This is a genomic window from Microvirga soli (assembly GCF_016734765.1).
Lineage (GTDB): Bacteria > Pseudomonadota > Alphaproteobacteria > Rhizobiales > Beijerinckiaceae > Microvirga > Microvirga soli.
This window is the reverse complement of record NZ_JAERQE010000014.1, coordinates 22,659-48,728: the sequence shown is the minus strand read 5'-3', so window position 1 is coordinate 48,728 and position 26,070 is coordinate 22,659. Positions and strand designations below refer to the sequence as shown.

Genomic DNA, 26,070 nt, shown 5'->3' with positions numbered 1-26,070 from the left:
ACCGGGCGATTTTTTATGGGCATGCGCCGGACGATAGGGAAGCCTATCCCGGCGCGTGCCGCATGGGCGTCTTAGCGCCGCGACTTCGACGGGCTCTTGCGGGAGCTCGACGAACGGGAGCTGGACGAACGCTTGGCCACCTTGCCCGACTTCTTCGTGGAAGAGGTCCGGCTCGAAGCAGCAGCAGCGCGCTTGGGCGCCGACTTGGAAGCGCTGCGCGACTTGGAGGCCGAGCTGCGGGACGAAGACTTCACCGCACCGCGGCTGGAGCTGCGCGAGGCCGTCTTCTTGGCCGAAGAGCGCGATGCGCCGGAGCGAGCCGAAGTGGACTTGCGGGCAGCCGAAGAGCTCGACTTGGCCGAGGACTTCTTGGCGGTCGACTTCTTGGCAGCCGTCTTCTTGGCGGTGGTCTTCTTAGCCGCTGTCTTCCGAGCAGTGGTCTTCTTGGCGCCGGACTTCGCCGAGGACTTGGCGGCCGACCTGGCCGAAGTCTTCTTGGCAGCCGTCTTCTTGGCGGTGGTCTTCTTAGCCGCTGTCTTGGCGGTGGTCTTCTTGGCAGCGGTCTTCTTGGCGCCGGACTTGGCCGAGGACTTCGATGCCGACTTTGCGGTCGACTTCGCTGCGGTCTTCTTCGCAGTGGTCTTCTTGGCCGCCGTCTTCTTGGCGCCGGACTTCTTGGTGCTGGAGGAGCTGCTGCGAGAGCTGCTCTTCTTCGCGGTCTTCTTTTTGGTGCTGGTCGCACCGGTGTCACCCGTGAACAGCATTGTCAGCGGGTTCTTGGTATCTGTCGGCATTGCCGCCTCCTTCAAGGGCCTTCGCGTGCAACCGTCACGCTTGGAAGGCAACGTCGTTATACCAAGGGGGTTCCGAATAACGGAAAGTGTTGACAGTAGAACGCGCACTTTTTCTGTGGATATGTTGCTCGACACCGCTCTCTTCACTTGCGGATGCAAGACTCAATATCGGGTGCGAGATGAGGCAGTTAGAGACTCCTCTTAAGAGACGCTGGTATGATCGACACCTCCGGAAGGCTGTCGTGCACTGTCGAAAAAAATCATTTAAATACAAAGCGTTAAATGATGTCGAAAGTTGATTGTCTTCATTGCGCGAGTATTCGAACAACTTCAAGAGCGTTCAACATCGCGCTGGAATCCTCTTCACTCGGAGGGGGACGATCAGGGCATTTCGCGTGTCCGATGACGTGCTCTGACACGTGTCGAAAAAAATCGTCTTTCCGGCATGACGTGCGGCATCGGAATGCCCTTTCGAGTCGAGAATCATGTTTGATGACTCGTCGCGTGACGTGTTGACTGCCCGCTTGAAGACGATCGCTCATGCGCGCCTTGGTCGCTGGAGGCTTCGTGTCGATGAAGGCTTCACGCGACGGAAGCGGCAGGGTAAGCGGAGAGAGCATTCACATCGTCCGGTCCATCGTGCCCCAACGCAGCATCCTTGCCGTCGTCCTCTGGATGAGCGGCGCGCTCCTCGCCTTCTCGGCAACGGCCATCGCCGTGCGCGCGCTTGCGCCTGCCTTCTCGATCTTCGAGATGCTGGCTGTGCGCAACGGCGCCGGGGTCCTGATCCTGCTTGCTCTCGCGCTTCTCAAGCCGGAGCTCCGGCCGGGCTTGAGGCCGCGGCGCTTCGGCCTTCATCTCACACGCAACGTGCTGCATTTCGCCGGCACGGATGGATGGGCTTTCGGCCTTACGCTTCTGCCGCTCGCAACCGTCTTCGCGCTTGAGTTCACCACGCCGGCCTGGGTGGCGCTGCTGGCGATTCCGCTGCTCAAGGAGCAGATGACACGCGGCCGTCTCGTGGCTGTCGTCCTCGGCTTCATCGGCATTCTCGTGATCCTGCGGCCGGGGCTGGAATCCTTGCAGCCGGCCAGTTTCCTGATGCTCGGAGTGGCCTTCAGCTTCGCGCTCGTGGCCATCATGACCAAGCGTCTCACAATGACCGAGAGCACCTTCTCGATCCTGTTCTTCATGAACCTGCTGCAGCTGCCCATGAACCTTGCGGGCGTGCGCCGCGCCTTCTGGCTTCAGGTCGACACAGCCCATGTGCTGCCCCTCATCGGCATCTCCCTTGGCGGCCTGCTCGCTCATTACTGCCTGACCAATGCCTACCGTCAGGGCGATGCCACGATGGTCGTGCCCCTCGACTTCATGCGCATCCCGCTGATCGCCTTCGTCGGCTGGCAGTTCTATGGCGAGCCGCTCGACCCTTATGTCTTCCTCGGCAGCTTCTGCATCATCGTGGGTCTTCTCTATTCCCTTCACCGCGAGGCACGCACCGCATGACCTGGTCGCCGCAACAGGACGCCGCCCTGAAAGCCGTCGCCGAGTGGCTCCGCCGCGGCGACCGTCCCGTGTTCCGGTTGTTCGGCTATGCCGGCACCGGCAAGACGACGCTCGCCAAGCATATCGCCGAGCACGTGGACGGCGACGTGGCCTTCGGCGCCTATACGGGCAAGGCGGCGCTCGTGCTGCGCACGAAGGGATGCGCGGAGGCTTCCACGATCCACTCGATGATCTACAAGTCGCGGGAGTCGGACGAGAACGGTCCGCAATTCGTCATCAACCGCCAGAGCCCGGCCTCCAAGGCCGATCTCATCATCATCGACGAATGCTCCATGGTGGACGAAGAACTGGGACGCGATCTCCTGTCCTTCGGTCAGCCGGTTCTCGTGCTCGGCGATCCGGCGCAGCTGCCGCCGGTCAAGGGCGGCGGATTCTTCACGGAAGGCGAGCCCGACGTGATGCTCACGGAGGTTCATCGCCAGGCCAAGGACAACCCGATCATTCATCTTTCCATGCAAGTCCGGGAGGGTGGGCGTCTCGAGGCCGGCATTTATGGTGAGAGCCGCATCATCAGCCGCCGCGAGATCGATGCCGCCGCCGTGATGGCGGCCGATCAGGTGCTGGTCGGCCTCAACAAGACGCGGCGCCTCTACAATACCCGCCTGCGCGAACTGAACGGCTACCGCGATCCCATGCCGGCTGCGGGTGAGAAGCTCGTGTGCCTGCGCAACGACAAGACCAAGGGCCTGCTCAACGGCGGCACCTGGAGCATCCAGGCCCTGCGTGGCATCCGCAACGATTTCATCCGTATGGACGTGCTGCCCGACGACGATGCCCGCCGACGCTCGGTGGAAGTGGCCGTGCACAAGGCTTTCTTCGAGGGCACCGAGGAGGAGGTGCCGTTCGTGCTGCGCAAGGAGTCGGACGAGTTCACCTACGGCTACGCGCTGACCGTGCACAAGGCTCAAGGCTCGCAATGGGACGACCTCGTGCTCTTCGACGAATCCTTCGCCTTCCGCGAGCACCGCAGCCGCTGGCTCTACACGGCCCTGACCCGGGCCGCCGAAAAGGTCACCGTCGTGATCTAGAGCATCGGACCCAAAGTGGATCTGCACTTTTGGGTCCGATGCTCCTCCTTCGAAGCGCTAGGAACCGGCGAGGCTCCGGTATCGCAGCCCATTCGGGAACCCGATCAAGCTTGAGCGCTTATGCCTGAAGCTGAACAGCAAGCACCGGGGTTGCCGACATGCTCAAATGGGCTCTGATCTTTCTCGTTGTTTCCCTCGTGGCCGGAGCTCTGGGCTTCACGGGGATCGCCTCAGGCGCGCGCAGCATTGCCAAGGTCCTGTTCGGCATCTTCCTGCTGATCTTCGTGATCTTCATCCTGCTGGCCTGGGGAGCGGGCGAGCTGATCTTCTAAAAACGGCCTCGTCCGGCCATGCATGCGCCGGGTGCATGAAGTCCCTGCTTCTAAAGCTCTGCCTTCTTTTCCGAGGCTCGCTATAGGGGCTGTTCAACTTTTTACGTTTCAGCGCGCCTGAGAGAAACTTTCTGTCTCGTGTGCGCCTTGAAGCGTAAACGAACGAAAGGGACGCCCATGAAACGTCGTGCATTCCTGCAAGCCGCAACGATCGGCGCTGCATCGACCGCCGTTGCCGCTCCGGCCATCGCCCAGTCGAATCCGGAGGTCCGCTGGCGGCTGACTTCCGCTTTCCCGAAGTCCCTCGATACCCTGTTCGGCGGCGGTGAGACGCTCGCTAAACTCGTCTCCGAGGCGACCGACGGCAAGTTCCAGATCCAGCCCTTCGCGCCCGGCGAGATCGTCGGCGCGCCTCAGGCGCTCGACGCCATTGCGGGCGGAACGGTGGAGATGGGCCACACCTGCTCCTACTACTATGTCGGGAAGGATCCGACCTTCGCCATCGGCACGACCTTGCCCTTCGGCCTCAACTCGCGCCAGACCAACGCGTGGCTCTACCATGGCGGCGGCAACGACCTCCTGAACGAGTTCTATGCCAAGCACAATGTCTATGCCCTGCCGGCCGGCAACACCGGCGTGCAGATGGGCGGCTGGTTCCGCAAGGAGATCAAGACCGTTCAGGATCTGCAGGGCCTGAAGATGCGCATCGCCGGCCTTGCGGGCCAGATCATGGGCAAGCTCGGCGTGGTGCCGCAGCAGATCGCCGGCGGCGATCTCTACCCGTCGCTCGAGCGCGGCACCATCGACGCGGCCGAGTGGGTGGCTCCCTACGACGACGAGAAGCTCGGCCTCAACAAGGTGGCGCCGTACTACTACTATCCTGGCTTCTGGGAGGGCGGCCCCGCCATCCACTTCTACATCAACCTGCAGAAGTGGAACGAACTGCCGAAGACCTATCAGGCCGCGCTTCGATCAGCAGCCGGGTATGTCAACGTGGACACGCAGGCCAAGTACGATGCCAAGAATCCGGCGGCCCTGCGCAGCCTCATCGGCGCCGGGGCGCAGCTGCGTCCGTTCTCGCAGGAGATTATGGATGCGGCCTACAAGGCGGCCAATGAGGTCTATGACGAGACCTCTGCCAAGAACGCCGACTTCAAGAAGATCTATGACAGCTACAAGGCTTTCCGCGGCGAGGAATATCTCTGGTTCCAGGTGGCGGAATATGCCTACGACACCTTTATGATCCGGGCCCGCGCCCGCGGCTGATCTGCCCGATAAAAGGCGGGCCTGGAGCCCGCCTTTTTTAAGGTTACTACTGGGTTGCGAAGGCCGACGTGTCTTCGCCCGCGAGCTTCTTCGCGTAGAAGGCGATGGTCTTCGAATAGACCTGCGACTTGTTCCAGGCGCGGATCGCTTCGAAGTTCGGGGTTCCAGGCTCCCAGTCGGCGCCCTTCACCCAACCATGGCCCTTCAGATAGTTGGCCGTCGAGGCGAGCACGTCCGCCGGGCTGCGCAGGAGATTGGCGTGTCCGTCGCCGTCGAAATCCACGGCGTATTTGACATAGGAGGACGGCATGAACTGCGTCTGCCCCATCTCGCCCGCCCAGGCCCCACGCATCTCGGCCGGGGACAGATCGCCCCTGTCGACAATTCTCAGCGCATCGAACAAATGAGCCTTGAAGAAGTCGGAGCGGCGGCAATCATAGGCCAGCGTCGCGACCGAGCGGATCACCGGCAGGTTGCCCCGCACCGCGCCGAAATCGGTCTCCAGTCCCCAGATTGCCACCAGCACCGGGCCTGGCACGCCGAAGCGCTGCTCGATGCGCTGGAGAGTGCCGGCGTGCCGCTGCAGCATGTTGGCGCCGCCCTTGAGGCGACCGGCGGATACCATGCGGCCGGCGAACTGCTCGAAGCTCTGCTTGAACACGCCCTGGCCGCGATCCCGCTTGATCACGCTCTGATCGAAGGTGATGCCGGACAGGCCCTGCTTGACGGCTTGCGGCGAGATGCCCTGGGCCACGGCTTCCTGCGCGATGTCGTCGAGCCATTTCTCAAAACCGGCCGGATCCCGGCAGGTGGCAGCACTTGCCTGGCCTGCCGCGAGCAGGGTGGCCGCGAGGAGCGAGGCGCGTATGAAAGCCCGCATGAAGTTTCTCCAGGTTCATTTTCGTTACTGAGCGAGGTAGGGCCCAACGCCCGCAACTCAAGATCACAGGTTCCTGAGGCAACCGGAGCAGTGCCCGCGCGTTGCCCTGAAGATGAGGGGCCGCCCCAGTGGGAGGATCGAGTGCGTAGCGTGAAATCCTGGCGAGCAAGGTCATTTCAAGCCACGATCCTGGTTCTGCTCTGCGCCGCTTCCGGCACGCAGGCTGCCAACGGGCCGCTCGACCGGCCTGTGAGCAGCGAGCCTGTTCAGGTACGCTTCGATCCCATGATCCGGCAGACCTCGGTAACGGGTGCTGTCCCGTCCGGGCTCTGCTTTTCCTTCTCACTTCCGGAGGAATGGCAGCCGACCGCCCATGGCCTCAAATCGGCCCTCTCGGATATAGAGATCGGCATCGGCCTTCGCTCCGCCGGAGACCTTCGCGACATGCCGCAGCCTGACCTCGCGAGCCGCGACGCGGCCTTCCTGCAGAAGGATTACGAGGAGCTTCTCGGGCGCCCCGCGCAGTCGGTCTCCTTGTCCTCCCACGGGAAAGCCGCACGCTGGTCCGCCACCTGGGTGGATGCCAACCTGCCGAGCGCCTCGCAGAGCATGACGGTCGAGACCTTGATCGTGCCGCTCTCGGGCGAGTGGGTGCTCGAACTCTCGGTGGACGGCGCCGAAACCCAGGCTGCCTACGATGCAATCGCACAGCGCCTGCTGATGCGGCTCCAGGTGCAGGGCAGGGCAGCCTGCCAGGGCTGAGGCCAACAGAGATCTTGAACGCTTTTCATCTGACCGCTAGCCATCCATGGTGAGCGGACTGAAGCCGTCGGCGCGCAAGGACCAATCCATGGACGTGATCATCTACCACAATCCCCAGTGCGGCACCTCCCGCAACACGCTTGCGATGATCCGCAATGCAGGGATCGAGCCGCACATCATCGAGTACCTGAAGTGCCCGCCCACACGCCTGCTCCTGCGCCAGCTGATTGGGCGCATGGGAGTGAGCGTCCGCGACGTGATCCGCCAGAAGGCAGCGCCTTTCCAGGAACTCGGCCTCGGCGATCCGTCCCTCACCGACGATCAGCTGCTCGACGCCATGATGGAGCACCCGGTCCTGATCGAACGTCCCATCGTGGTCACGCCGCTCGGAGTCCGGCTCTGCCGCCCATCGGAAGCGGTGCTCGACATCCTGCCGCCGCAGCAGGGCGCGTTCGTCAAGGAAGACGGCGAGCCGGTGGTCGATGCCGCAGGGCGGCGCGTCGGCATCGCCTGACGCTGCGGAACAAGCGGGCGCTCCTCCGGTTCAGGAACAGGACATCCCATGACCGGAGGAACACACCATGGAATTGCAAGGCAAGGTCGCGCTCGTCACAGGCGCAGGATCCGGCATTGGCAAGGCGGCGGCTCTGCGCCTTGCGCGTGAAGGCGCCATGGTGGGCGTTCTCAGCCATACGGACGACGAGATTCGTGAAGTCGCTCAGGAGATCGAGCAGGCCGGCGGCAAGGCCATTCCGCTCGTGGCCGATGTGGCCAGCGAGGGCCAGATGAAGAAGGCCGTGGCCGATCTCGTCCAAGCCTATGGACGGCTCGACATCGTGTTCGCCAATGCGGGCATCAACGGTGTCTGGGCGCCGATCGACGAGCTGCAACCGGAGGAGTGGGACCGCACCATCAACACCAATCTGCGCGGCACTTACCTGACGATCTATTATGCGGTGCCACACCTGAAGAAGGCTGGCGGCTCCATTGTTATCACGGCTTCAATCAACGGCACGCGCACCTTTACGAGCGCGGGCGCCACAGCCTATTCCGCCACCAAGGCCGCCCAGGTGGCGATGACCCAGATGCTGGCCGTGGAGCTCGCCAAGCACAAGATCCGGGTGAATGCGGTCTGTCCTGGCAAGATCGACACGGAGATCGCGGAGAACACCGATAAGCGCAACACGGAGAAAGCGGAGGTGCCGGCTGAGTTTCCCGCCGGTCGGATCCCACTCACCGGCAACGAACCCGGCACGAGCGACGAGGTGGCGGAACTCGTGCTCTTCCTTGCTTCCGATCGCGCTCGCCACATCACCGGCACGCCCGTCTGGATCGACGGCGCGCAATCGCTTCTTGTGTAAGTGAAGTGAGTTTGACAGGCTTGAGCATCGGACCCAAAAGCGGGCTTGCCCTTTTGGGATCCACCCGATGAGCTAGTGCGCCTCCAGCCGCGTTCCCACCGGAATGGTCGGTTCGGGTACGAAGGATTCCTTCGCCTCAGTGGGCGGTGCGGCGCGCTGAATGCTACGATAAGCCCCCCAGATCGCCATGATAGATTGGGTAACGATGACGAGATAAAGGAGGCCAAAGCGTCCGAACTCGGTCATGGTCATGCCCGCAATCAGGGGGCCGATGGTTGCGCCGATACCGAGCAGGATCAGTAATCCGCCGGCTGCCGCCACGAATTCGTCCGGTTGCACCATGTCGTTCACATGCGCGGTCACGATGCTGTAAGTCGGAATGACGCTGCCGCCGAAGATGGTCACGTAGGCGAAAACGAGCCAAGTGGGCCCGTCCAACGGCACGAAATGAATGAGCACGAGCAGGATGGAAGCCGCCATGGCGGAGGTGCCGATGATCACATGCCGGCGATCCATCCGGTCCGAAAGCCAGCCAAGAGGGTAGGTGGTCGCGAAGCCGCCCAGCGTGCCGCAGGCCATGAAGATTGCGACCTCCAATGTGTCCAATCCGCGCTCCTGTGCCCAGACCGGGCCGAGCGCGAAGAAGGAGCTCGTGGTGATGCCGCACAGAACTGCGGCGACCACGCCGAAGGGCGATTGCCGGTAGAGCTGCATCAGATTGATCGTGGTGTTGCTCACCGCATGGACCGGTGCGTTCGCCCGCGACAGGGCCGTCGGCACCAGGGCGAGCGAGATGAGGATGGCGACGAAGCAGAACAATCTGTAGCTGTGCGGATCGCCGAGAGGCAGGAGCATCTGCCCGCCGATCCCGGCGATCAGGCCCGTCATGCCGTAAACGCTCAAGACCTGCCCGCGTGTTTGAGGGGTGGCGGAGGCGTTGAGCCAGCTCTCGACGACGATGAACAATCCGGCAAAGCAAAAGCCTGTCAGGGCTCGCGCGCCGATCCAGACGGCCGGGCTTATCACGAGGAGATGCAGCAGAACGGCCGACGCAGCCACCGCCGCCAGCGCCGAGAAGGCGCGGGTATGACCCACCTGCTTGATCACACGCCCGGCATAGAGCGAGCCGATGACGATGCCGCCCCAGAAAGCCGATCCCACGGCGCCGATCTCGGTCGGCGTGAACTGCTCGATGCTCCCGCGCACGCTGAGCAGCGTGCCCTGCAGGGTATTGCCGACCTGCATGAGCGCATAGCCGAGGAGGAGAGCGAAAAGTGTCGGCAGTGTGGTCCGCAGGGACGAAGTCATGGGTTCTCCTCGTGAAGCGAGATCCTGTGGCTCGGATGTGCGGTGCGTGAAAGCCTGGCCTCACCTTAAGGACGTGCCGGATCCCGGCGTCGCGTGACCCCGTTCTTCGGCCGATGACAATGAGGAGACCAAACCTCGTGCCTGGGTTGAACTCTGCCAGGGAGGGGATGTTCCAATGTTCGTTTATGCAGGGGCGCCGCAATCAAAAAGGCCCGGCCGTGAATGGCCGGGCCTTAAGGATACCGATGAAAGCTGCAGTGGTGGATCAGCTGTCCATCTTCAGCGCTGCAATGAAGGCTTCCTGAGGGATGTCGACCTTGCCGAACTGGCGCATCCGCTTCTTGCCTTCCTTCTGCTTGTCGAGCAGCTTGCGCTTGCGCGAGGCGTCGCCGCCGTAGCACTTGGCGGTCACGTCCTTGCGCAGGGCCCGGATGGTCTCGCGGGCGATGATCTTGCCGCCGATGGCCGCCTGGACCGGGATCTGGAACATGTGCGGCGGGATCAGCTCTTTCAGCTTCTCGCACATGGCGCGTCCCCGGCCCTCGGCGCGGTCGCGGTGGACCAGCATGGAGAGCGCGTCTACCGGCTCGGCATTGACCAGCACCGACATCTTCACGAGGTCGCCCTCGCGATAATCGGAGATATGGTAGTCGAACGAGGCGTAGCCCTTCGAGATCGACTTCAAGCGGTCGTAGAAATCGAACACCACCTCGTTGAGCGGCAGGTCGTAGACCACCATGGCGCGCTTGCCGACATAGTTCAGGTCGATCTGGACGCCGCGCCGCTCCTGGCACAGCTTCAGCACCGAGCCGAGATAATCGTCGGGCGTGAGGATGGTGGCGCGGATCCACGGCTCCTCGATGGTTTCAATCTTCATCACGTCCGGCATGTCGGCCGGATTGTGCAGCTCGATGGTCGAGCCGTCGCGCAGCTTCAGGTGATAGACCACACTAGGCGCAGTGGAAATGAGGTCGAGGTTGAACTCGCGCTCCAGGCGCTCCTGGATGATCTCAAGGTGCAGGAGGCCGAGGAAGCCGCAACGGAAGCCGAAACCCAGCGCTGCGGAGGTTTCCATCTCGTAGGAGAAGCTCGCGTCGTTGAGGCGGAGTTTCCCCATGGCGGCGCGCAGGTTCTCGAACTCGGCGGCGTCCACCGGGAAGAGGCCGCAGAACACCACCGGCTGCACGGGCTTGAAGCCCGGAAGCGCCTGGGCCGTGGGCTTGCGCTCGTCCGTGATGGTGTCGCCGACGCGGGTATCGGCCACTTCCTTGATCGAGGCGGTGAAGAAGCCGACCTCGCCGGGGCCGAGCTGCGCCAGCTCGGTCATCTTCGGGTTGAACACGCCGACGCGGTCGAGGCTGTAGGAAGCGTTGGTGCCCATCATCTTGATGGTCGAGCCCTTCCTCATCGACCCGTCGATGATGCGCACGAGCACGACCACGCCGAGATAGGCGTCGTACCAGGAATCGACCAGGAGAGCCTTCAATGGCGCGTCCGGGTCGCCCTTCGGCGGCGGCAGCTTGGTCACGATGGCTTCCAGCACGCCCTCGATATTGAGGCCGGTCTTGGCCGAGATCGGCACGGCCTCCGAGGCGTCGATGCCGATCACCTCCTCGATCTGCTCCTTGATCCGGTCCGGATCGGCGGCGGGCAGGTCGATCTTGTTGAGGACCGGGACGATCTCGTGGTTGGCGTCGATGGCCTGGTAAACGTTGGCGAGCGTCTGCGCCTCCACGCCCTGGGAGGCGTCGACCACCAGGAGCGAGCCCTCGCAGGCGGCGAGCGAGCGCGAGACCTCGTAGGCGAAGTCCACGTGGCCAGGGGTGTCCATGAGGTTCAGGATATAGGTTTTGCCGTCCTGCGCCTTGTATTCCAGGCGCACGGTCTGCGCCTTGATGGTGATGCCGCGCTCGCGCTCGATATCCATGTTGTCGAGCACCTGCTCCGTCATCTCGCGGGCGGTTAGCGCCCCCGTGGTCTGGATCAGGCGGTCGGCCAGCGTCGACTTGCCGTGGTCGATATGGGCCACGATGGAGAAGTTGCGGATATTGTCGAAAGTGCGCGCGGTCATCAGTAAACTCTGGCGGGTGTGAAACCCTGTTGGCCGGGCAATAGCAGCCCGGCCCCCTCATGCCAAGGGAAGGCGGTGTCGCGCGGGCGCTTTCCAGGGTTTCGGGCGCCTTAGTGGCCCGCCGCGAGGCTGGCCCCCTCCTTCTGGTGGGGACCCAGCTTCTCGACCAGGGTGGCGCTCGCCTCGTTGAGGCCCACGATCTCCACCGGAATATCGTGATGGCGGAACTTCAAAACCACACGATCCAGGGCATTGATGCCGGTGATGTCCCAGAAATGGGAGGCCATCACATCGATCACCACCCGCTTTAGGTCATCCTCGCGGAAGTCGAAGGCGCTGTGGAAGGCCTCCGCCGTGGCAAAGAAGATCTCGCCGTTGACCCGATAGGTCCGGACATCACCCTCGCGCTCCGAGGCGATGGTGAAGAACTTGGCAACCTTGCGGGCAAAGAAGATGCCGCTGAGCACTACGCCCACCAGCACGCCCTTAGCGAGGTCATGGGTGAAGACCACGACGGCCACGGTCGCCACCATGACGATGCTGGAGCTCTTCGGGTAAAGGCGCATGGCCAGGAGCGAGCCCCATTGGAAGGTGTTGATCGACACCATGATCATCACCGCCACCAGGGCGGCCATGGGGATCTGGCGCACCCAGTCGTCGAGCACGAGGATGAGGAAGAGCAGGAAGGCACCGGCCCAGAGGGTCGAGAGCCGCCCGCGCCCGCCGGACGAGACGTTGATCACCGACTGGCCGATCATGGCGCAGCCTGCCATGCCGCCGAACAGGCCCGCCACGATGTTGGCGAGGCCCTGGCCGGCGCATTCCCGGTTCTTGGAGCTGTCCGTGTCCGTCATCTCGTCCACGATGGCGGCCGTCATGAGGGATTCGAGCAGGCCCACCATGGCGAGCGTAAGCGAGTAGGGCAGGATGATCTGCAAGGTTTCCAGGGTCAGCGGCACGTCGGGCAGGGCAAAGGCCGGCAGGTCGCTCGGCAGCTGGCCCATATCGCCGACTGTGCGCAGGTCCAAGCCGAAATAAACGGCGACGATCGTCAGCAGGACGATAGTCACGAGGGCGGAGGGAACGGCCTTCGTGACCAGCGGCAGGAGGTAGATGATCGCAAGGCCCGCCGCGACCATGCCGTACATGAGCGGTCCCTGACCGACGAATTCGGGGAGCTGAGCCATGAAGATCAGGATGGCGAGCGCATTGACGAAGCCCGTCACCACCGAGCGGGAGACGAAGCGCATGAGATCGCCGAGGCGAAGCAGGCCTGCCACGATCTGAAGCGCGCCAGTTAGAAGCGTGGCGGCGAGCAGATACTGCAGGCCGTGCTCCTTAACCAGCGTAACCATGACGAGCGCCATGGCCCCGGTGGCGGCGGAGATCATGCCGGGGCGGCCGCCCGCGACGGCGGTAACGACCGCGATGCAGAAGGAGGCGTAGAGGCCGACCTTCGGGTCGACGCCGGCGATGATCGAGAAGGCGATGGCCTCGGGGATGAGGGCGAGCGCCACCACGGTGCCGGCGAGGAGATCTCGCGGCACGTTGGGAAACCACTCGGCCTTAAGGCGGGAGAGTTGCGTCATGGGAGAGTTCTCTTGCAGGCCTGCTGTCGAGGGCAGGCTGGAGCCGCAGGCGCAAGCTTTGCCTTGAAGCAGGGCAGCCATGGCGACGAAGAAAATGGGAAACGGTTCAGAAGAGCCACGATGCGCTTGACGCTCTGCGCTACGGCGGAGTCGTCGGTGAAGTTTTCGCGAAGGCTATGTCGTGAACCATGCCCCTCCATAACAGCATGTATCACCATTGCAACCAGTGGGCCTGGGACCAGGGCATGTGCCAGGTGCATGATGTGAGGAGTGCTCCGCGCAAGCGTGTCTCCCGCTCATCGTCCCTTTCGAGATGACAACCGTCTGAAGGGCCACCCCCGAAGAGTTTTCGCAGCATGACACCCACGTGCGTAGGATCACTGCGACGTAAGGGGAAAAAGCGTATCCATCGGCATGCGTTCGTCCTGGAAAAGGGAAGACGTGCATGGCCCAGGTGAGTGCCACCGCGCAGCGGTTGAAATCCGGTTGGAGCCATCGCTCGGCGGCCGTCGGAGCGATCCTGGCCATGTCCTTCGTCGTGCTGACAGGGGCGCCAGCCATCCCGCAACCGGCAACCGCGAACCCGCCGTCGACCCTGCAGGAGACCGGCCTCTATGCCGATCCTGTCACCCTGCAGGTCGATTCCGCGCACCTCGCCTTTGCGCCGCAATACCCGTTGTGGAGCGATGGCGCCACCAAGCGCCGCTGGATCTCGCTGCCGCCGGGCACCGCCATCGACGGGTCCGATCCGGAAGCCTGGATCTTTCCGGTCGGCACGCGCTTCTGGAAAGAATTCTCCTTCAACGGTGAGAAAGTCGAGACGCGCTATCTCGAACGCCGGGCTGACGGCCAATGGCTTTATGCCGCCTATGCCTGGAGCGACGACGGCCGCGAAGCGCAACTGGTCTCAGTCCGCGGCAGGCGTGGTGCGTATCCGCTTGCGGGCGGGCGCTCGCACACAATTCCAGGCGTGACCGATTGCAAGGCCTGCCATCAGGGAGGGCCGTCAGAAATTCTCGGCTTCGGGACGCTTCAGCTGTCGTCGGAGCGGGATGCCGGTGCAATACATGCCGAGCTTCAGCCCGAGCCGCATGTGGATCTTGCCCATCTCGTCGACAGAGGGCTGCTTGTTGGCCTGCCCAAGGCCCTGCGCGATGCGCCGCCTCGGATTGCTGCTGCGACGGCAACGGAGCGTGCTGCTCTCGGCTATCTGCATGGCAATTGCGGCCATTGTCACAACGAGCGCGGCTCTTTGCAGAACATAGCGCTCTTTCTGCGTCACAGGGCTGAAACCACCGGTGAGCCCGCGCTTGCAAGCACAGTTGCTCAGCCCGTGAGGAAACCGGCTCCCGGGCAATCGCCGGATGCCGTGCTGCGCGTCGAGCCGGGGCATCCGGAGCGCAGCGGTCTGGTGCAGCGGGTCTCCTCTCGCTCCCCCGCCTTGCAGATGCCGCCGCTCGGAACCGAGCTGATCGACGATGAAGCCGTGCGCCTGCTCTACCGCTGGATCGAAGAGAAAGGTGCTTCCATCCAGCAAGCGCACGCAAACGCAGAAGGGAGATGACCATGCACCGCGCCCTGCCGTTGATGTTGACGACTGCCTTGCTGATCCCCACCGCCGTGTCTTCTCAGGACAGCGCCGGCGTGCAGGTGAAGCGCGGGGAGTACCTGGTCTCCATTGCCGGTTGCCACGATTGCCATACGCCTTGGATCATTGGCTCTGCCGGTCCTGAGCCTGACACGAAGCGGGCATTGTCGGGCCATCCGCAGGATGTGACGATCTCCGCGCCGGCCACCCTCTCGCCACCCTGGAGCGGCGCCATGAATCCAACCTCGACAGGATGGTCGGGGCCCTGGGGCGTCAGTTTCTCCGCGAATCTCACGTCCGATCCGGAAACCGGTGTGCTGCGGGACTTCACCGAGCAGCAGTTCATCCAGACCATGCGCACGGGGCGTCACCAGGGCCAGGGCCGGCCGATCCTGCCGCCGATGCCATGGCCGGCCTATGGAAATATGACTGATGACGACCTGAAGGCCGTCTTTGCTTATCTCCGGCAGGTTCCGCCCGTGAAGAACAAAGTGCCCGATCCGCTGCCGCCGAAGCAGTAGAAGCCGAGCAGGCGTTACCGCCCCTTCTCCAGGATCCTTGAGATCACCTTCGCGGTGTAGTCCACCATCGGGACGATGCGGGCATAGTTGAGCCGCGTGGGGCCGATGACGCCGAGAACGCCGACGATCTTCTGGCTGCCGTCCCGGAACGGGGCGGCGATCATCGAGGAGCCGGAGAGCGAGAACAGCTTGTTCTCCGAGCCGATGAAGATGCGCACCCCTTCGCCGCCTTCGGCGCGGCTCAGCAAGTCGATCACATCCGTCTGCGTTTCGAGATCGGAGAAGAGCAGCCGGATGCGTTCCAGGTCTTCCACTGCCTTCAGGTCGTCCAGGAGATTGGCCTGGCCGCGCACGATGAGTTGCCGGGAGTCTGCGGGTCCCACCGTGGTGGCGAGGCCCGCTTCAACCAGTCGGGCGGTGAGCGCATCGAGCTCGCGCTCCATGTCGCCGCGGCGGACCTGGATCTCCTGTTTGATGTCCGCGATGGTTTTGCCCTGGATGCGGGCGTTAAGAAAATTGCCGGCCTCCACCAGAGCTCCGGCGGGAAGACCCGCCGGCAGATCGAGGAGGCGGTTTTCCACGGAGCCATCCTCGGAGACCAGCACCACCAGGGCGCGGGCCGGGTCGAGGCGTACGAATTCGATGTGCTTGAGCCGCGCATTGGACTTGGAGGTCACCACCACACCGGCGCCGCGTGAGACGCCGGACAGCAGGGCAGACGCCTCAGCCAGGGCCGTTTCCATGGTGTGGCCGCTTGCGGCCGCCCGCATCTGCGCCTCGATGCGCGCCCGCTCGTCGGAGGTGACGTCGCCGATCTCCATCATGGCATCGACGAAGAAACGCAGGCCCGACTCGGTCGGCAGGCGCCCGGCGCTGGTATGAGGCGCGAAGATCAGGCCCGCGGACTCCAGATCCGCCATCACATTGCGGATCGATGCCGGCGAGAGGGCCATCGGCAGGATGCGCGAGAGATGGCGCGAGCCCACGGGCTCGCCCGTGATCAGGTAGCTCTCGACGATCTGGCGGAAGATCTCGCGGGAACGGTCGTTCAGCTCCGCGATGGCGCGGGCTTCCGACAGATGGGAAAAAGAACCGTTTGCGTGCATCCGGTGGGTTCTACGCTCTCAAACATTTAACGCTGCAATGAAGCATTATGTGCGGGACCGCAGGTGCTTAGGCAAGGCTTGACCCTTGCACAATGGGCCCGGGGGCCTCAAACAGGCGTGAATCACGAGATTTCAAGGAGAATCCCGCCATGCGCCCGTCCAACCGTGCCCCCGACGAATTGCGGCCCGTCACCCTGGAGCGCGGCGTTGCCCGCTATGCGGAGGGCTCCTGCCTCGTCTCCTTCGGCAACACGAAGGTCATCTGCACCGCTTCCCTGGAAGAGAAGGGCCCGCCGTGGCTGCGCGGCACGGGCAAGGGCTGGGTGACGGCGGAATATTCCATGCTGCCCCGTGCCACCCATGAGCGCACCCGCCGCGAGGTCAATTCCGGCAAGCCCTCCGGCCGCACCCAGGAAATCCAGCGCCTCATCGGCCGCTCCCTGCGCGCCGTGGTCAACCTGCCGGCCATCGGCGAGCGGCAGATCGTGGTCGATTGCGACGTGATCCAGGCCGACGGCGGCACCCGCACGGCCTCCATCACGGGCGCCTGGGTGGCCCTGCACGATTGCTTCGCCTGGATGCAGAGCCGCTCGATCATCTCGATCAACCCCCTGCGCGAGCCCGTCGCCGCCATCTCCTGCGGCATCTACAAGGGCACCCCGGTGCTCGATCTCGACTATGCCGAGGACTCGGCCGCCGAGACGGATTCCAATTTCGTGATCACAGGCTCCGGCGGCATCGTCGAGGTTCAAGGCACGGCGGAGGGCAAGCCCTTTTCCGAGGAGGAGTTCCTGCACCTGCTGCGCCTTGCCAAGGCCGGCGTGACGCAATTGGTCGAACTGCAGAAGAAGACCGTGGCATGAGCCTGCATCGCTCCCTGACCGGCAAGGTCGTCATCGCCACCCACAATGCGGGCAAGCTGCGTGAGATGCAGGAGCTGCTCGCACCTTTTGGTGTAGAGGCGGTTTCGGCCGGCGAACTCGGTCTGCCGGTGCCCGACGAGACGGGGCACATGTTCGCCGAGAACGCTGCCATCAAGGCCCATGCGGCCGCCAAGGCCACGGGCCTGCCGGCGCTCTCCGACGATTCAGGGCTCTGCGTTCATGCACTCGACGGTGCGCCCGGCCTGTTCACGGCCGATTGGGCGGGACCGAACAAGGACTTCTACGCCGCCATGGAGCGGGTGATCCGCGAACTTGAAAAGCGCGAGGCCACCGACCGGCGCGCTCACTTCGTCTCGGCGCTGGTCATCGCCTGGCCTGACGGGCATGAGGAATTGTTCGAGGGCCGCATCTTCGGCCAGGTGGTCTGGCCGCCGCGCGGGACCAAGGGTTTCGGCTACGACCCCATGTTCCAGCCGGACGGCTTTACCGAGACTTTCGGAGAAATCTCCTCGGAGGAGAAGCATGGCATCGACTGGTCGAAGCCGCAGCCCTCTGGCCTCTCTCACCGGGCGCGCGCTTTCGTGAAGCTGGCTGCCGGGTGCTTGGCCAGGGCTTGATCAAGCCCCCGGAGAGCGTCGAACCATGCTGACGGTGATCCATATCAACGGTCCCATCAACAGCGGCAAGTCGACTCTCGGCCGCGCTTTGGCGAGTTCTCTACCCGAAGCATCTTTCATTGATGGCGACGATCATGAGGCCTCTGATGACACTCCCCTGAGTGTCCGGATCGAGGCTGCCCTTCGCCGTATCGAAGCAGAGATCGCGACCGGGCAGGGGCGCTGCCTTGTCGTGGCGTACCCCTTGGACAATGCTGATTATGAGAGGCTGAAAGCGGCTTCTGACAGGCGCCAGGCTCGATTTTTAGTGCTGACGCTCGCACCGCCGCTTGAGGTGGCGCTCACGAATCGAGGGCGGCGGGCTCTCTCATCTGAAGAAAAGCGCCGCGTCGTCGAGATGTATGACGAGGGGTATCATGCCCGTTCCTTCAGCGACCTTGTTCTCGATACGTCGCTGTTGAGCCTTTCCGACAATGTCGAGAAAGTGCGCGGGTTACTTCTCGCAAACGGCCTTTGAAAGAAAAGAGCGCCCCGGAGGGCGCTCTTGCTGTTCATGAGCCGCTTCAGACGTTGGTCGGGCCGTTGCCGCGGCGCTTGGCCATGTAGGCGTCGAACTCCTCGCGGTCCTTGGCGCGCTTCAGCTCCTCGACGAAGTTGCGGAAATCGCGGGCTTCCTCGTCGAGCTTGCGGCGCTCTTCCTCAAGGCGCTCGATCTCGCTGCGGCGGTAATCATCGAAGGCCGCATTGCCGGTGCTGGCAAAGCCGCCGAAACCGGCAGCGCCGCGAGAGCGGAAGAGGTCATCCTTGGCCCGGCCGAAGGTCTCGTTCAGGAAGGCCTTGGCCTCGTCGTATTTGGGATATCCCATGATTTTCCACACCAGATAGGCCAGCGCGAGCGGCCAAACAAAGATGAAGCCCAGAATGATGCCGGCGATCTCCAGACCGCGGCCGGGCTTGCGCCCGCAGCGGCGGTTGGTCCGGTTTTCCCACGGCCCCGCGTGCGGGCCCGCGTTCCAGGCGGCGGAGGCAGAATCTGACATCGAAAGGGTTCCTATGTTAATGCTAACAACATTAACATGCGGATCGATCTTGGCGCTTTCAAGAGATCAAACTTGAAAAATCGGCGAGGCGCTTAGGCTTTGCCCTTGAGAGCTCCGTGCACGAGGGCGAGGACGCCGGCCCGCAGAAGTTCGTACTTGTCAGGCAAACCAGGTCCTTTCGGCAGCTGGCCGGCGGCGTCGAGGGTGGCGATCCCGTGGGACAGCGCCCAGACCTCGATGGCGATGAACCGGGCATCGACGGTCTGAAAACCTTCCGGGAAGGTGTCGGCGAGAGCCTTGACCAGGAAGTCGAACGCGTTGCCGGCGGGCTTGCCCCCGCTTTCCACAGCCTTGGCCCAGAAGGGACTGCAGGAGGCTTCGCCCTCGGCAGCCTTCGCCGAGAACATGGCCGTATAGAAGCCGGGCTCCTGCTCGGCGAAGGCGAGATAGGCCTCGCCCATGCGGGTGAAGCGCTCAAGCGCCGTGCCGTCGCTCTGCAGAGCCCGGCCAAGGCGCTTGGCGAGTTCGTCATAGCCACGGAAGGCCACCTCGGCCACCAGGGCGTCCCGACCCCGGAAATGGCGATAGAGGGCCGCCGGCGTCACGCCCACGAGCTTGGCCGCGTCGGCGAGCGTAAACCCGCCGATTCCCCGCTCGGCAATAAAGCGCTGCGCCGCGTCGATCAGCGCCTCCTTCAGGTTGCCGTGGTGATAGCCCTGCCGGTCGAACGGACCGCGCCAATGCCGCATGATGGGTTCCTAACTCTCTGCCAATCACCTTAGGCTTCCGGTGCGGCGGAAGCCAGAACGGAACGGCTCATAGAGTGAACATCCTTGTGAGCGAAGAGGTTCAGAAATCTGTCTCTCACGAGATGTCAAAGGTGCGTCATCCCGGCCGAGCAGAGCGAGAGCCGGGATCGCCGGCAGAATCAGGCGCCATTCTCGTCCTACGATCCCGGACGCCTGCGGCGTCTGGGATGACAGCGCGTTTGAATGCAGCAGCGCGACACCGGCACCCGTGACGTTCGGCCTCCAACCTGCCATATACGCCCCATGATCGATCACCCGACGCGCGACGTGGGCTTTGGCGTTTATGTCCACTGGCCCTTCTGCGCCTCCAAATGCCCCTATTGCGACTTCAACAGCCATGTCCGCCACCAGCCGGTGGATCAGGAGCGGTTTCTTAGCGCCTTCCAGCGCGAGATCGCCCACACGGCCGCGCGCATTCCGGGCAGGACGGTCACGAGCGTGTTCTTCGGGGGCGGCACGCCCTCGCTCATGAAGCCGCAGACCGTGGGCGCGATCCTCAACGCCATCGGCGGCGCCTGGGGCATCGACCCGAAGGCTGAGGTGACGCTCGAGGCCAATCCCACCAGCGTCGAGGCCGAGCGCTTCCGCGGCTATCGCGGTGCCGGCATCAACCGGGTGTCCCTCGGCGTGCAGGCGCTCAACGACCCCGATCTCAAACGCCTCGGGCGCATGCACTCCGTCGACGAGGCGCTGGGAGCGGTGAAGATCGCCGCCTCGATCTTCGAGCGCTATTCCTTCGATCTGATCTATGCCCGTCCCGGCCAGACGCCTCAGGCCTGGGGCGCCGAACTGGAGCAGGCGATCTCCCATGCGGTGGAGCACCTGTCGCTCTATCAGCTCACCATCGAGCCGGGCACCTGGTTCCAGCGTCTCTTCGATGCCGGCAAGATCACCGTGCCGGACGAGGAGACGGGCCGCGCGCTCTACGACATCACGCAGGAAATCTGCGCGAAGCACGGGCTGCCCGCTTACGAGATCTCCAACCATGCGCGGCCCGGTGCGGAATCGCAGCACAACCTGCTCTATTGGCGCTACGGCGAATATGCCGGCATCGGCCCCGGCGCCCATGGACGTTTGGTGACCGGCAATGCGCGGCTCGCCACCGCGACGGAAAAGCACCCCGAAACATGGCTGGGGCTGGTCGAACGCGAGGGGCATGGCGTCATCGACGAGGAGGTGCTGACCTCAGAGGCCGAGGGCGACGAGTTCCTGCTCATGGGCCTTCGCCTCAAGGAAGGCGTCGACCCGCGCCGCTTCGAGGCGTTCACGGGCAAGACGCTCAATCAGCGCGGCTTACGGATTCTGAAAGAGGAAGGCCTGATCCAGGTCGATGGCTCACGGCTTGCCGTGACGCCGAAGGGTTTTCCGGTGCTCAATGCGGTGATTGCGGAACTGGCTGCTTAGAACACGCGCTGTCATTCCGGGGCGCCGTAGGCGAGCCCGGAATCCATAAACGCTGACAGTGCAGGAAGGGGCGAAATGCCGACCGTTTTCTCTTGAGACGTCGCGGTTATGGATCCCCGCCTTCGCGGGGATGACAGCGGAGGGCTTCAGCGCCCCACCTTGCTCTCGATCACATCCCACACTGTCACCGCCAGATCCGGCCCACCGAGGCGCTTGATGGCGCGGATGCCGGTGGGAGCCGTCACGTTGATCTCGGTGAGGTTTCCGTCGATCACGTCGATGCCCACGAGGATCAGGCCCATGCGCTTGAGATCGGGGCCGATGGTCTCGCAGATCTCGCGCTCACGGGGTGTGAGGTCGGTGGGCTTTGCCGCCCCGCCCCGCACCATGTTGGAGCGGATGTCGTTGGCCGCGGGCACCCGGTTGATGGCGCCCGCCGCCTCGCCGTCGATGAGGATGATGCGCTTGTCGCCTTCCGTGATCTTGGGCAGGAAGCGCTGGATCACCCAGGGCTCCCGGAACAGGTTGGCGAAGAGGTCGTAGAGCGAGCCGAAATTCGGATCCTCGCGCCCGACCTTGAACACGCTCGCGCCGCCATGGCCGTAGAGCGGCTTCATCACCACGTCGCCATGCTCGCGCCGGAACTCCTCGATCTCCTGCTTGTCGCGGGAAATCAGGGTCGGGGGCATCAGGTGTGGGAAATGGGTGACGAAGATCTTTTCCGGCGCGTTGCGCACATGGGACGGGTCGTTGACCACGAGGGTCTTGGGGTGGATGCGTTCCAGGAAATGGGTGGCGGTGATGTAGGCCAGGTCGAAGGGCGGATCCTGGCGCATGAGCACCGCATCGACACCTGAGAGATCGACCCGCTCCGGCGTTCCCAGCGTGAAGTGGTCGCCCTCCACGTCCCGCGCCTCGACGGGCTCCGCCATGGCGATCACGGCGCCGTCGCGCAGGGACAGGCGATCGGGCGTATAATGCAGCACCCGGTGACCCCGCCGCTGGGCTTCAAGCAGGAGCGCAAAGCCCGTATCGCCCGCAATCTTCAGACTGCGGATGTGATCCATCTGGAACGCAACGGTGAGGGTCATGAGTCGGGCCTCCTGGGAAGCAGGGTTATTGGGCCTAAACTGTAGTATGGCAACCGTTCATCCCGCGTGGCCTGAACGAAAGCCGGGGATGTGGGTTATTCAACGGCCCCGCTTCAGGCTGCCCCTTGCAGATCCCCTCAAGCTTTTCCATGTGAGAGTACATGCCCCGCCGCGCCCTTCTGATCGTCAATGCCAAGAGCCGCAGCGGTGCCGCCCAGCGCGACATGGCCGTCGAGCGCCTGAAGGACCATGGAATCGAGCCGGTCCATGTGGATTGCGGCCGCCGGGAGGACCTGTCGCCCCTCATCGTCAAGCACGCGAAAGATGTGGATTGCGCCGTGGTCGGCGGGGGAGACGGCACGCTCAACGCGGCGGCCTTCGGGGTCATCGAGGCCGGCCTGCCGCTCGGCATCCTGCCGCTCGGCACGGCCAACGATCTCGCCCGCACCCTGGAAGTTCCCTTCGATCTCGATGGCGCCGCACAGGTGATTGCCGACGGACACACCCGCAAGATCGATCTCGGCCTCGTCAACGGCGAGCCATTCTTCAACGTGGCGAGCGTCGGGCTCTCGGCGGAACTGGCCCAGAAGCTGACGCGGGACATCAAACGCCGCTGGGGGCGTCTCGGCTATGCCATGGTGGCCCTGAACGTTCTGATGCATGCCAAACCCTTCCGGGCCACGATCTACAGCGAGAACGAGGCGGCGCGCGTGCGCACCCTCCAGATCGCCGTAGGCAACGGCCGCTTCTATGGCGGTGGCAATGCGGTCGAGCAGGATGCCGCCATCGACGATCACCATCTCGATCTCTACAGCCTGGAACTGGAGCGGGCCTGGAAGCTCGCCCTCATGGCCCGCTCGTTCCGCCATGGACGCCACGGCGCCTGGAACGAGGTGAGGGCGGTGCGCGCCAAGGAGTTCGACATCCGCACCCGCAAGCCCAGACCTGTCAATGCGGATGGCGAGATCGTCACGCAGACACCGGCTCATTTCTCGATCCGGCCAGCGGCCGTGACGGTGTTTGCCCCGAAGGTGGCGGCTAAATAGGGTTTCACTTCGACTCTGCTGTCGTTCCGGGGCGGCTCAAAGAGCCGAGCCCGACCCGAAGGGCCGCGCCAAAGGCGTGGAAATCCATGAACACGACGCTTAAGGAAGTGCGAGTAGCGTCACACACCAATCTGCACCGTTAGTGGTTATGGATTCCGGGCTCTCGCTACCGCTCGCCCCGGAATGACAGTGGAGGCGCCTCAACCCATCTCCAACTCGAACACGCTCACAATATGTTTTGGCCATGTCTTGGGTGCGATAAACACTGCATCCGCGCGCCATGTCCTGTTCGCCGCCCATTCATTCCGTGCCAGCCAAGCACGCACCGCACGTGAGAAGCGCTGGCGCTTGCGAGCGGTTATCGACAAGAGCGCATCATCCATGAGTCCGCGCGCCTTCACCTCGACGAACGCGATGGTGTCGCCGCGCATGACGATCAGGTCGATCTCGCCGCCGGAAGCCGCATAGCGGCGCGCGAGCGGGCGATAGCCTTTCGAGATCAGGAACAGCAGCGCGATCCACTCGGCCCGGTGGCCGCGCAGAAAGGTCGCTTCGCGACGATCGAGCGCGTTCTTCATTCGCCCTTCTTCGCAAGCACCAGGGCGCGGGCATAGATCTCCCGCTTGGGCAGGTCGAGTTCGGCCGCGACGATTGCCGCGGCATCCTTGATCGAGTGATTCTTGAGTGCTGCTTCGAGCTTGTTGTCCAGCGCCGCATCGGCTTCCGCCGCGTGCATTTCCTTGGTGGCTTCGCCGATCAGCACCACGATCTCACCCTTGGGCGGGCCCTCCTCGGCGAATTGCCGGGCAAGTTCGGGGAGCGTGCCGCGCCGGATGGTCTCGAACATCTTGGTGAGCTCGCGCGCCACCACGGCCTGCCGCTCGCCCAGCACCTCGGCGGCGTCCGCGAGCATTTCGGGCAGGCGATGCGGACCCTCGAACAGCATGAGCGTGCCGGGAATGGTGCCGATCTCGGCAAGCCTCGTGCGGCGCGCGCCGCTCTTCGACGGCAGGAAGCCCTCGAAGAAGAACCGGTCCGTGGGCAGGCCCGAGGCCACCAGCGCGGTGAGCACGGCGGACGGGCCTGGGATCGGCGTAACCGGGAGCCCTTCCTCGATCGCCGCCTGCACGAGTTTGTAGCCCGGATCGGACACCAGCGGCGTGCCGGCATCGGACACCAGGGCCAGGGCCTGACCCTCGCGGATACGGTGAACCATGCGCTCGCGCACGGCCTCGTTGGAATGCTCGTGATAGGCCACCAGCGGCGTGGTGATGCCATAATGGGCCAACAGCGTCTTCGTCACCCGCGTATCCTCGGCCAGGACCGCATCTGCGGCGGCGAGTACGCTGAGCGCCCGGAAGGACACGTCCTGCAGGTTGCCGATGGGGGTGGCGACCACATAGAGGCCGGGTGAGAGGGGCTTGGCTTCGGCGGCAAGGCCGAAGGCGGTGAAGGTGGCGATCCGCTCATTAGGTTCGCGCCGCCTGGTCCGGTTGTCGATTCTCTGAGTCATGAGGTCAGCACTCTCGCATGAAGCGGCGCCTTTGCGAAAGCCGCCGCGTACGGCCTTCGCAGAACCGATGAGAAACAATGTTTACTTTTCTCTGCCACGCTTAGCCTCAAGAACGATGGCTGTTTCCAAAGGGGGTGGAGATGGCACGCATATCGCGTGGTTGGGCTCGGGGCTTTCCGGTTCGTATGGCTTGGGCTCCTGTCCTGGCTGTGTCGCTGGGCCTGTCGGGTTGCGTGGGCTCCGAGAGCCGTGTGGCGCCGCGCAAGGTCAGCAGGCCTCAAGCCGCATCCGTCGAGCCGTCCTATGCGGCCGGTGTTGCGACGCCTGCTTCCTCCATGCAGGTTTCCTCGCCGGGCCAACTCGGCGGCTCCACTATCGGCACCGGTCCCGTCAAGGTTGCCCTGATCCTGCCCATGAGCGCTGCCGGGCAGGGCGCCGTGGTGGCGCAGAGCATGCGCAACGCTGCCGACATGGCTGTGAGCGAATTCCAGGGCTCCGACATCACAATCCTCGTGAAGGACGATAATGGCACGCCCGAGGGAGCGCGCGCCGCCGCGCAGCAGGCGCTCGCGGAGGGGGCCGAACTCGTCATCGGACCGCTCTTCTCCGGTTCCGTTCAGGCAGCCGCCCAGGTGGTGCGCGAACGGGGCAAATCCGTCATCGGCTTCTCGTCGGATGCGAGCGTCGCCACCCGTGGCGTCTATCTGTTGAGCTTCCTCGTGCAGGAGGAGGTCGACCGCATCGTCGCCTTCGCGGCGAGCCAGGGCCGCCGATCGATCGCGGCCCTGATCCCGGAAACGCAATATGGCCGCGTAGCCGAGGCGCGGCTGCAGCAGGCGGCGGCCCGGCAGGGCCTGCGCATCGCCGCGCTCGAATATTACCCGGCCGGTCAGCCGCAGGTGGGCGTGCAGCGCCTGGCCCGCGTGATCGGCGGACCCGCGCCTCAGGCGGATGCTCTGTTCATCCCCGACAACGGCGACAGCCTGCCGGCCGTCGCTCAGGCGCTGCAGATGGCGGGCTTCGATCCGACACGGGTCAAGCCGCTCGGCACCGGCGTGTGGAATAAGCCGCGCATCTTCGGTCTGCCGGCCTTGCAGGGCGGCTGGTTCGCAGCGCCCGACAACCGGGGCTTCGAAGCCTTCGCCGAGCGCTACCGCGCGCGCTTCAACACCGACCCGATCCGCCTTGCAACGCTCTCCTACGACGCTGTGACCCTGGCGGCGGCGCTTGCACGCATGCAGGGGGTTCAGGGTTTCAGCGACGCGATGCTGACTAACCCGGCGGGCTTTGCCGGCGCCGATGGCGTATTCCGCTTCAATCCCGACGGCACCAACGCCCGCGCACTCACTGTGCAGGAGATCCGGGGCGGCAGCGCCGTTGCGATCAGCGGCGCGCCCAGAACCCTGGTCGCTTCGGGAACCTAACGCTCTCTCGGGGTGTCATTCCGGTAGGAACCGGCCCGCCGCGCTGCAGGGTCAGGGAGGATCCTTCGCG

26 protein-coding genes are annotated in these 26,070 nt (G+C 64.1%); 16 read left to right on the top strand and 10 right to left on the bottom strand.

Annotated features, from left to right (window positions below; genetic code table 11):
* Nucleotides 1–96 precede the first annotated feature (96 nt).
* The 5 genes from JKL45_RS13940 (at nucleotide 97) to JKL45_RS13920 (ending at nucleotide 4,986) form a co-directional block, all read left to right on the top strand.
* Nucleotides 97–999, top strand: coding sequence for a hypothetical protein (locus JKL45_RS13940; RefSeq protein WP_201861805.1), 903 nt, complete (start codon nucleotides 97–99; stop codon nucleotides 997–999).
* Between the two features lie 335 nt (nucleotides 1,000–1,334).
* On the top strand, nucleotides 1,335–2,300 hold the full coding sequence (locus JKL45_RS13935) for a DMT family transporter (protein WP_246498536.1): 966 nt from the start codon (nucleotides 1,335–1,337) through the stop codon (nucleotides 2,298–2,300).
* Nucleotides 2,297–3,388: an ATP-dependent DNA helicase gene (locus JKL45_RS13930; RefSeq protein ID WP_201861803.1), complete on the top strand. Its 1,092-nt coding sequence runs from the start codon at nucleotides 2,297–2,299 to the stop codon at nucleotides 3,386–3,388. The genes JKL45_RS13935 and JKL45_RS13930 overlap by 4 nt, the downstream gene beginning before the upstream one ends.
* 158 nt (nucleotides 3,389–3,546) lie before the next feature.
* Complete coding sequence (locus JKL45_RS13925) at nucleotides 3,547–3,720, top strand: DUF1328 domain-containing protein (RefSeq protein ID WP_201861801.1); 174 nt, start codon at nucleotides 3,547–3,549, stop codon at nucleotides 3,718–3,720.
* 177 nt (nucleotides 3,721–3,897) lie between these two features.
* Entirely contained in the window at nucleotides 3,898–4,986 is a 1,089-nt protein-coding gene (locus tag JKL45_RS13920) for a TRAP transporter substrate-binding protein (protein ID WP_201861797.1), read from the top strand.
* Nucleotides 4,987–5,032: 46 nt separating this feature from the next.
* Here the strand turns inward: JKL45_RS13920 and JKL45_RS13915 are convergent, their stop codons facing one another.
* Nucleotides 5,033–5,866 (bottom strand): lytic murein transglycosylase, encoded by an 834-nt coding sequence (locus tag JKL45_RS13915; RefSeq protein ID WP_201861795.1) that lies wholly within the window; start codon nucleotides 5,864–5,866, stop codon nucleotides 5,033–5,035.
* 141 nt (nucleotides 5,867–6,007) lie between these two features.
* On the opposite strand from JKL45_RS13915, the gene JKL45_RS13910 reads away from it, so the two are divergent.
* The 3 genes from JKL45_RS13910 (at nucleotide 6,008) to JKL45_RS13900 (ending at nucleotide 7,989) form a co-directional block, all read left to right on the top strand.
* On the top strand, nucleotides 6,008–6,628 hold the full coding sequence (locus JKL45_RS13910) for a hypothetical protein (RefSeq protein WP_201861794.1): 621 nt from the start codon (nucleotides 6,008–6,010) through the stop codon (nucleotides 6,626–6,628).
* An 88-nt stretch (nucleotides 6,629–6,716) separates the two neighbouring features.
* Nucleotides 6,717–7,142 (top strand): arsenate reductase (glutaredoxin), encoded by a 426-nt coding sequence (arsC, locus tag JKL45_RS13905; RefSeq protein WP_201861793.1) that lies wholly within the window; start codon nucleotides 6,717–6,719, stop codon nucleotides 7,140–7,142.
* Nucleotides 7,143–7,209: 67 nt separating this feature from the next.
* Nucleotides 7,210–7,989, top strand: coding sequence for an SDR family oxidoreductase (locus JKL45_RS13900; RefSeq protein WP_201861792.1), 780 nt, complete (start codon nucleotides 7,210–7,212; stop codon nucleotides 7,987–7,989).
* Between the two features lie 72 nt (nucleotides 7,990–8,061).
* On the opposite strand, the gene JKL45_RS13895 is transcribed toward JKL45_RS13900, so the two are convergent.
* The 3 genes from JKL45_RS13895 to JKL45_RS13885 form a co-directional block, all read right to left on the bottom strand.
* Nucleotides 8,062–9,297, bottom strand: coding sequence for an MFS transporter (locus JKL45_RS13895; RefSeq protein WP_201861789.1), 1,236 nt, complete (start codon nucleotides 9,295–9,297; stop codon nucleotides 8,062–8,064).
* A 265-nt stretch (nucleotides 9,298–9,562) separates the two neighbouring features.
* Nucleotides 9,563–11,368, bottom strand: coding sequence for a translation elongation factor 4 (gene lepA, locus JKL45_RS13890; RefSeq protein ID WP_201861788.1), 1,806 nt, complete (start codon nucleotides 11,366–11,368; stop codon nucleotides 9,563–9,565).
* Nucleotides 11,369–11,478: 110 nt separating this feature from the next.
* Complete coding sequence (locus tag JKL45_RS13885; RefSeq protein WP_201861787.1) at nucleotides 11,479–12,957, bottom strand: SulP family inorganic anion transporter; 1,479 nt, start codon at nucleotides 12,955–12,957, stop codon at nucleotides 11,479–11,481.
* A 445-nt stretch (nucleotides 12,958–13,402) separates the two neighbouring features.
* On the opposite strand from JKL45_RS13885, the gene JKL45_RS13880 reads away from it, so the two are divergent.
* Both JKL45_RS13880 and JKL45_RS13875 read left to right on the top strand, forming a co-directional pair.
* A complete protein-coding gene (locus tag JKL45_RS13880; protein WP_201861785.1) occupies nucleotides 13,403–14,521 on the top strand; it encodes a hypothetical protein in 1,119 nt (372 codons plus the stop codon).
* A 2-nt stretch (nucleotides 14,522–14,523) separates the two neighbouring features.
* The gene (locus tag JKL45_RS13875) at nucleotides 14,524–15,066 is read left to right on the top strand and encodes a c-type cytochrome (protein ID WP_201861784.1); all 543 of its coding nucleotides are present in this window, start codon (nucleotides 14,524–14,526) and stop codon (nucleotides 15,064–15,066) included.
* A gap of 14 nt (nucleotides 15,067–15,080) precedes the next feature.
* Here JKL45_RS13875 and hrcA read toward each other — a convergent pair whose 3' ends face one another.
* Nucleotides 15,081–16,172 carry a heat-inducible transcriptional repressor HrcA gene (gene hrcA, locus JKL45_RS13870; protein ID WP_201861783.1) on the bottom strand — a complete coding sequence of 364 codons (1,092 nt, stop codon included), beginning with the start codon at nucleotides 16,170–16,172 and terminating at the stop codon, nucleotides 15,081–15,083.
* Between the two features lie 149 nt (nucleotides 16,173–16,321).
* Here hrcA and rph point away from each other — a divergent pair, with 149 nt between their 5' ends.
* The 3 genes from rph to JKL45_RS13855 are packed head-to-tail and all read left to right on the top strand — an operon-like array spanning nucleotide 16,322 to nucleotide 18,190.
* Complete coding sequence (rph, locus tag JKL45_RS13865; protein ID WP_201861782.1) at nucleotides 16,322–17,035, top strand: ribonuclease PH; 714 nt, start codon at nucleotides 16,322–16,324, stop codon at nucleotides 17,033–17,035.
* Nucleotides 17,032–17,673: an RdgB/HAM1 family non-canonical purine NTP pyrophosphatase gene (gene rdgB, locus JKL45_RS13860; RefSeq protein ID WP_201861781.1), complete on the top strand. Its 642-nt coding sequence runs from the start codon at nucleotides 17,032–17,034 to the stop codon at nucleotides 17,671–17,673. The genes rph and rdgB overlap by 4 nt, the downstream gene beginning before the upstream one ends.
* A gap of 25 nt (nucleotides 17,674–17,698) precedes the next feature.
* Nucleotides 17,699–18,190, top strand: coding sequence for a nucleoside/nucleotide kinase family protein (locus tag JKL45_RS13855; protein WP_201861774.1), 492 nt, complete (start codon nucleotides 17,699–17,701; stop codon nucleotides 18,188–18,190).
* A 46-nt stretch (nucleotides 18,191–18,236) separates the two neighbouring features.
* Here JKL45_RS13855 and JKL45_RS13850 read toward each other — a convergent pair whose 3' ends face one another.
* Both JKL45_RS13850 and JKL45_RS13845 read right to left on the bottom strand, forming a co-directional pair.
* Entirely contained in the window at nucleotides 18,237–18,713 is a 477-nt protein-coding gene (locus JKL45_RS13850; RefSeq protein WP_201861772.1) for a DUF2852 domain-containing protein, read from the bottom strand.
* Between the two features lie 92 nt (nucleotides 18,714–18,805).
* Nucleotides 18,806–19,462, bottom strand: coding sequence for a TetR/AcrR family transcriptional regulator (locus tag JKL45_RS13845; protein ID WP_201861770.1), 657 nt, complete (start codon nucleotides 19,460–19,462; stop codon nucleotides 18,806–18,808).
* A 303-nt stretch (nucleotides 19,463–19,765) separates the two neighbouring features.
* On the opposite strand from JKL45_RS13845, the gene hemW reads away from it, so the two are divergent.
* A complete protein-coding gene (hemW, locus tag JKL45_RS13840) occupies nucleotides 19,766–20,926 on the top strand; it encodes a radical SAM family heme chaperone HemW (protein ID WP_201861916.1) in 1,161 nt (386 codons plus the stop codon).
* 146 nt (nucleotides 20,927–21,072) lie between these two features.
* Here hemW and gshB read toward each other — a convergent pair whose 3' ends face one another.
* Complete coding sequence (gene gshB, locus JKL45_RS13835) at nucleotides 21,073–22,017, bottom strand: glutathione synthase (RefSeq protein WP_201861769.1); 945 nt, start codon at nucleotides 22,015–22,017, stop codon at nucleotides 21,073–21,075.
* A 161-nt stretch (nucleotides 22,018–22,178) separates the two neighbouring features.
* On the opposite strand from gshB, the gene JKL45_RS13830 reads away from it, so the two are divergent.
* On the top strand, nucleotides 22,179–23,063 hold the full coding sequence (locus JKL45_RS13830) for a lipid kinase (protein WP_201861768.1): 885 nt from the start codon (nucleotides 22,179–22,181) through the stop codon (nucleotides 23,061–23,063).
* A gap of 200 nt (nucleotides 23,064–23,263) precedes the next feature.
* On the opposite strand, the gene JKL45_RS13825 is transcribed toward JKL45_RS13830, so the two are convergent.
* Nucleotides 23,264–23,641, bottom strand: a complete 378-nt coding sequence (locus tag JKL45_RS13825; RefSeq protein ID WP_201861767.1) for a YraN family protein — start codon at nucleotides 23,639–23,641, stop codon at nucleotides 23,264–23,266.
* Nucleotides 23,638–24,576: a 16S rRNA (cytidine(1402)-2'-O)-methyltransferase gene (rsmI, locus tag JKL45_RS13820; protein WP_201861766.1), complete on the bottom strand. Its 939-nt coding sequence runs from the start codon at nucleotides 24,574–24,576 to the stop codon at nucleotides 23,638–23,640. The genes JKL45_RS13825 and rsmI overlap by 4 nt, the downstream gene beginning before the upstream one ends.
* 140 nt (nucleotides 24,577–24,716) lie before the next feature.
* Between rsmI and JKL45_RS13815 the strand changes: the two genes are divergently transcribed.
* A complete protein-coding gene (locus JKL45_RS13815) occupies nucleotides 24,717–26,000 on the top strand; it encodes a penicillin-binding protein activator (protein WP_201861764.1) in 1,284 nt (427 codons plus the stop codon).
* Nucleotides 26,001–26,070: the final 70 nt, after the last annotated feature.

What these genes read in the sequence shown, in the direction of transcription:
- JKL45_RS13825 (WP_201861767.1), bottom strand. Translation starts at nt 23,641, where the DNA reads ATGAAGAACGCGCTCGATCGTCGCGAAGCGACCTTTCTGCGCGGCCAC.
- JKL45_RS13935 (WP_246498536.1), top strand. Translation starts at nt 1,335, where the DNA reads ATGCGCGCCTTGGTCGCTGGAGGCTTCGTGTCGATGAAGGCTTCACGC.
- JKL45_RS13875 (WP_201861784.1), top strand. Translation starts at nt 14,524, where the DNA reads ATGCACCGCGCCCTGCCGTTGATGTTGACGACTGCCTTGCTGATCCCC.
- JKL45_RS13920 (WP_201861797.1), top strand. Translation starts at nt 3,898, where the DNA reads ATGAAACGTCGTGCATTCCTGCAAGCCGCAACGATCGGCGCTGCATCG.
- JKL45_RS13885 (WP_201861787.1), bottom strand. Translation starts at nt 12,957, where the DNA reads ATGACGCAACTCTCCCGCCTTAAGGCCGAGTGGTTTCCCAACGTGCCG.
- JKL45_RS13895 (WP_201861789.1), bottom strand. Translation starts at nt 9,297, where the DNA reads ATGACTTCGTCCCTGCGGACCACACTGCCGACACTTTTCGCTCTCCTC.
- rsmI (WP_201861766.1), bottom strand. Translation starts at nt 24,576, where the DNA reads ATGACTCAGAGAATCGACAACCGGACCAGGCGGCGCGAACCTAATGAG.
- hemW (WP_201861916.1), top strand. Translation starts at nt 19,766, where the DNA reads ATGATCGATCACCCGACGCGCGACGTGGGCTTTGGCGTTTATGTCCAC.
- JKL45_RS13915 (WP_201861795.1), bottom strand. Translation starts at nt 5,866, where the DNA reads ATGCGGGCTTTCATACGCGCCTCGCTCCTCGCGGCCACCCTGCTCGCG.
- JKL45_RS13850 (WP_201861772.1), bottom strand. Translation starts at nt 18,713, where the DNA reads ATGTCAGATTCTGCCTCCGCCGCCTGGAACGCGGGCCCGCACGCGGGG.
- JKL45_RS13925 (WP_201861801.1), top strand. Translation starts at nt 3,547, where the DNA reads ATGCTCAAATGGGCTCTGATCTTTCTCGTTGTTTCCCTCGTGGCCGGA.
- JKL45_RS13930 (WP_201861803.1), top strand. Translation starts at nt 2,297, where the DNA reads ATGACCTGGTCGCCGCAACAGGACGCCGCCCTGAAAGCCGTCGCCGAG.
- arsC (WP_201861793.1), top strand. Translation starts at nt 6,717, where the DNA reads ATGGACGTGATCATCTACCACAATCCCCAGTGCGGCACCTCCCGCAAC.
- rdgB (WP_201861781.1), top strand. Translation starts at nt 17,032, where the DNA reads ATGAGCCTGCATCGCTCCCTGACCGGCAAGGTCGTCATCGCCACCCAC.
- JKL45_RS13880 (WP_201861785.1), top strand. Translation starts at nt 13,403, where the DNA reads ATGGCCCAGGTGAGTGCCACCGCGCAGCGGTTGAAATCCGGTTGGAGC.
- lepA (WP_201861788.1), bottom strand. Translation starts at nt 11,368, where the DNA reads ATGACCGCGCGCACTTTCGACAATATCCGCAACTTCTCCATCGTGGCC.
- gshB (WP_201861769.1), bottom strand. Translation starts at nt 22,017, where the DNA reads ATGACCCTCACCGTTGCGTTCCAGATGGATCACATCCGCAGTCTGAAG.
- rph (WP_201861782.1), top strand. Translation starts at nt 16,322, where the DNA reads ATGCGCCCGTCCAACCGTGCCCCCGACGAATTGCGGCCCGTCACCCTG.
- JKL45_RS13815 (WP_201861764.1), top strand. Translation starts at nt 24,717, where the DNA reads ATGGCACGCATATCGCGTGGTTGGGCTCGGGGCTTTCCGGTTCGTATG.
- JKL45_RS13855 (WP_201861774.1), top strand. Translation starts at nt 17,699, where the DNA reads ATGCTGACGGTGATCCATATCAACGGTCCCATCAACAGCGGCAAGTCG.
- hrcA (WP_201861783.1), bottom strand. Translation starts at nt 16,172, where the DNA reads ATGCACGCAAACGGTTCTTTTTCCCATCTGTCGGAAGCCCGCGCCATC.
- JKL45_RS13845 (WP_201861770.1), bottom strand. Translation starts at nt 19,462, where the DNA reads ATGCGGCATTGGCGCGGTCCGTTCGACCGGCAGGGCTATCACCACGGC.
- JKL45_RS13830 (WP_201861768.1), top strand. Translation starts at nt 22,179, where the DNA reads ATGCCCCGCCGCGCCCTTCTGATCGTCAATGCCAAGAGCCGCAGCGGT.
- JKL45_RS13900 (WP_201861792.1), top strand. Translation starts at nt 7,210, where the DNA reads ATGGAATTGCAAGGCAAGGTCGCGCTCGTCACAGGCGCAGGATCCGGC.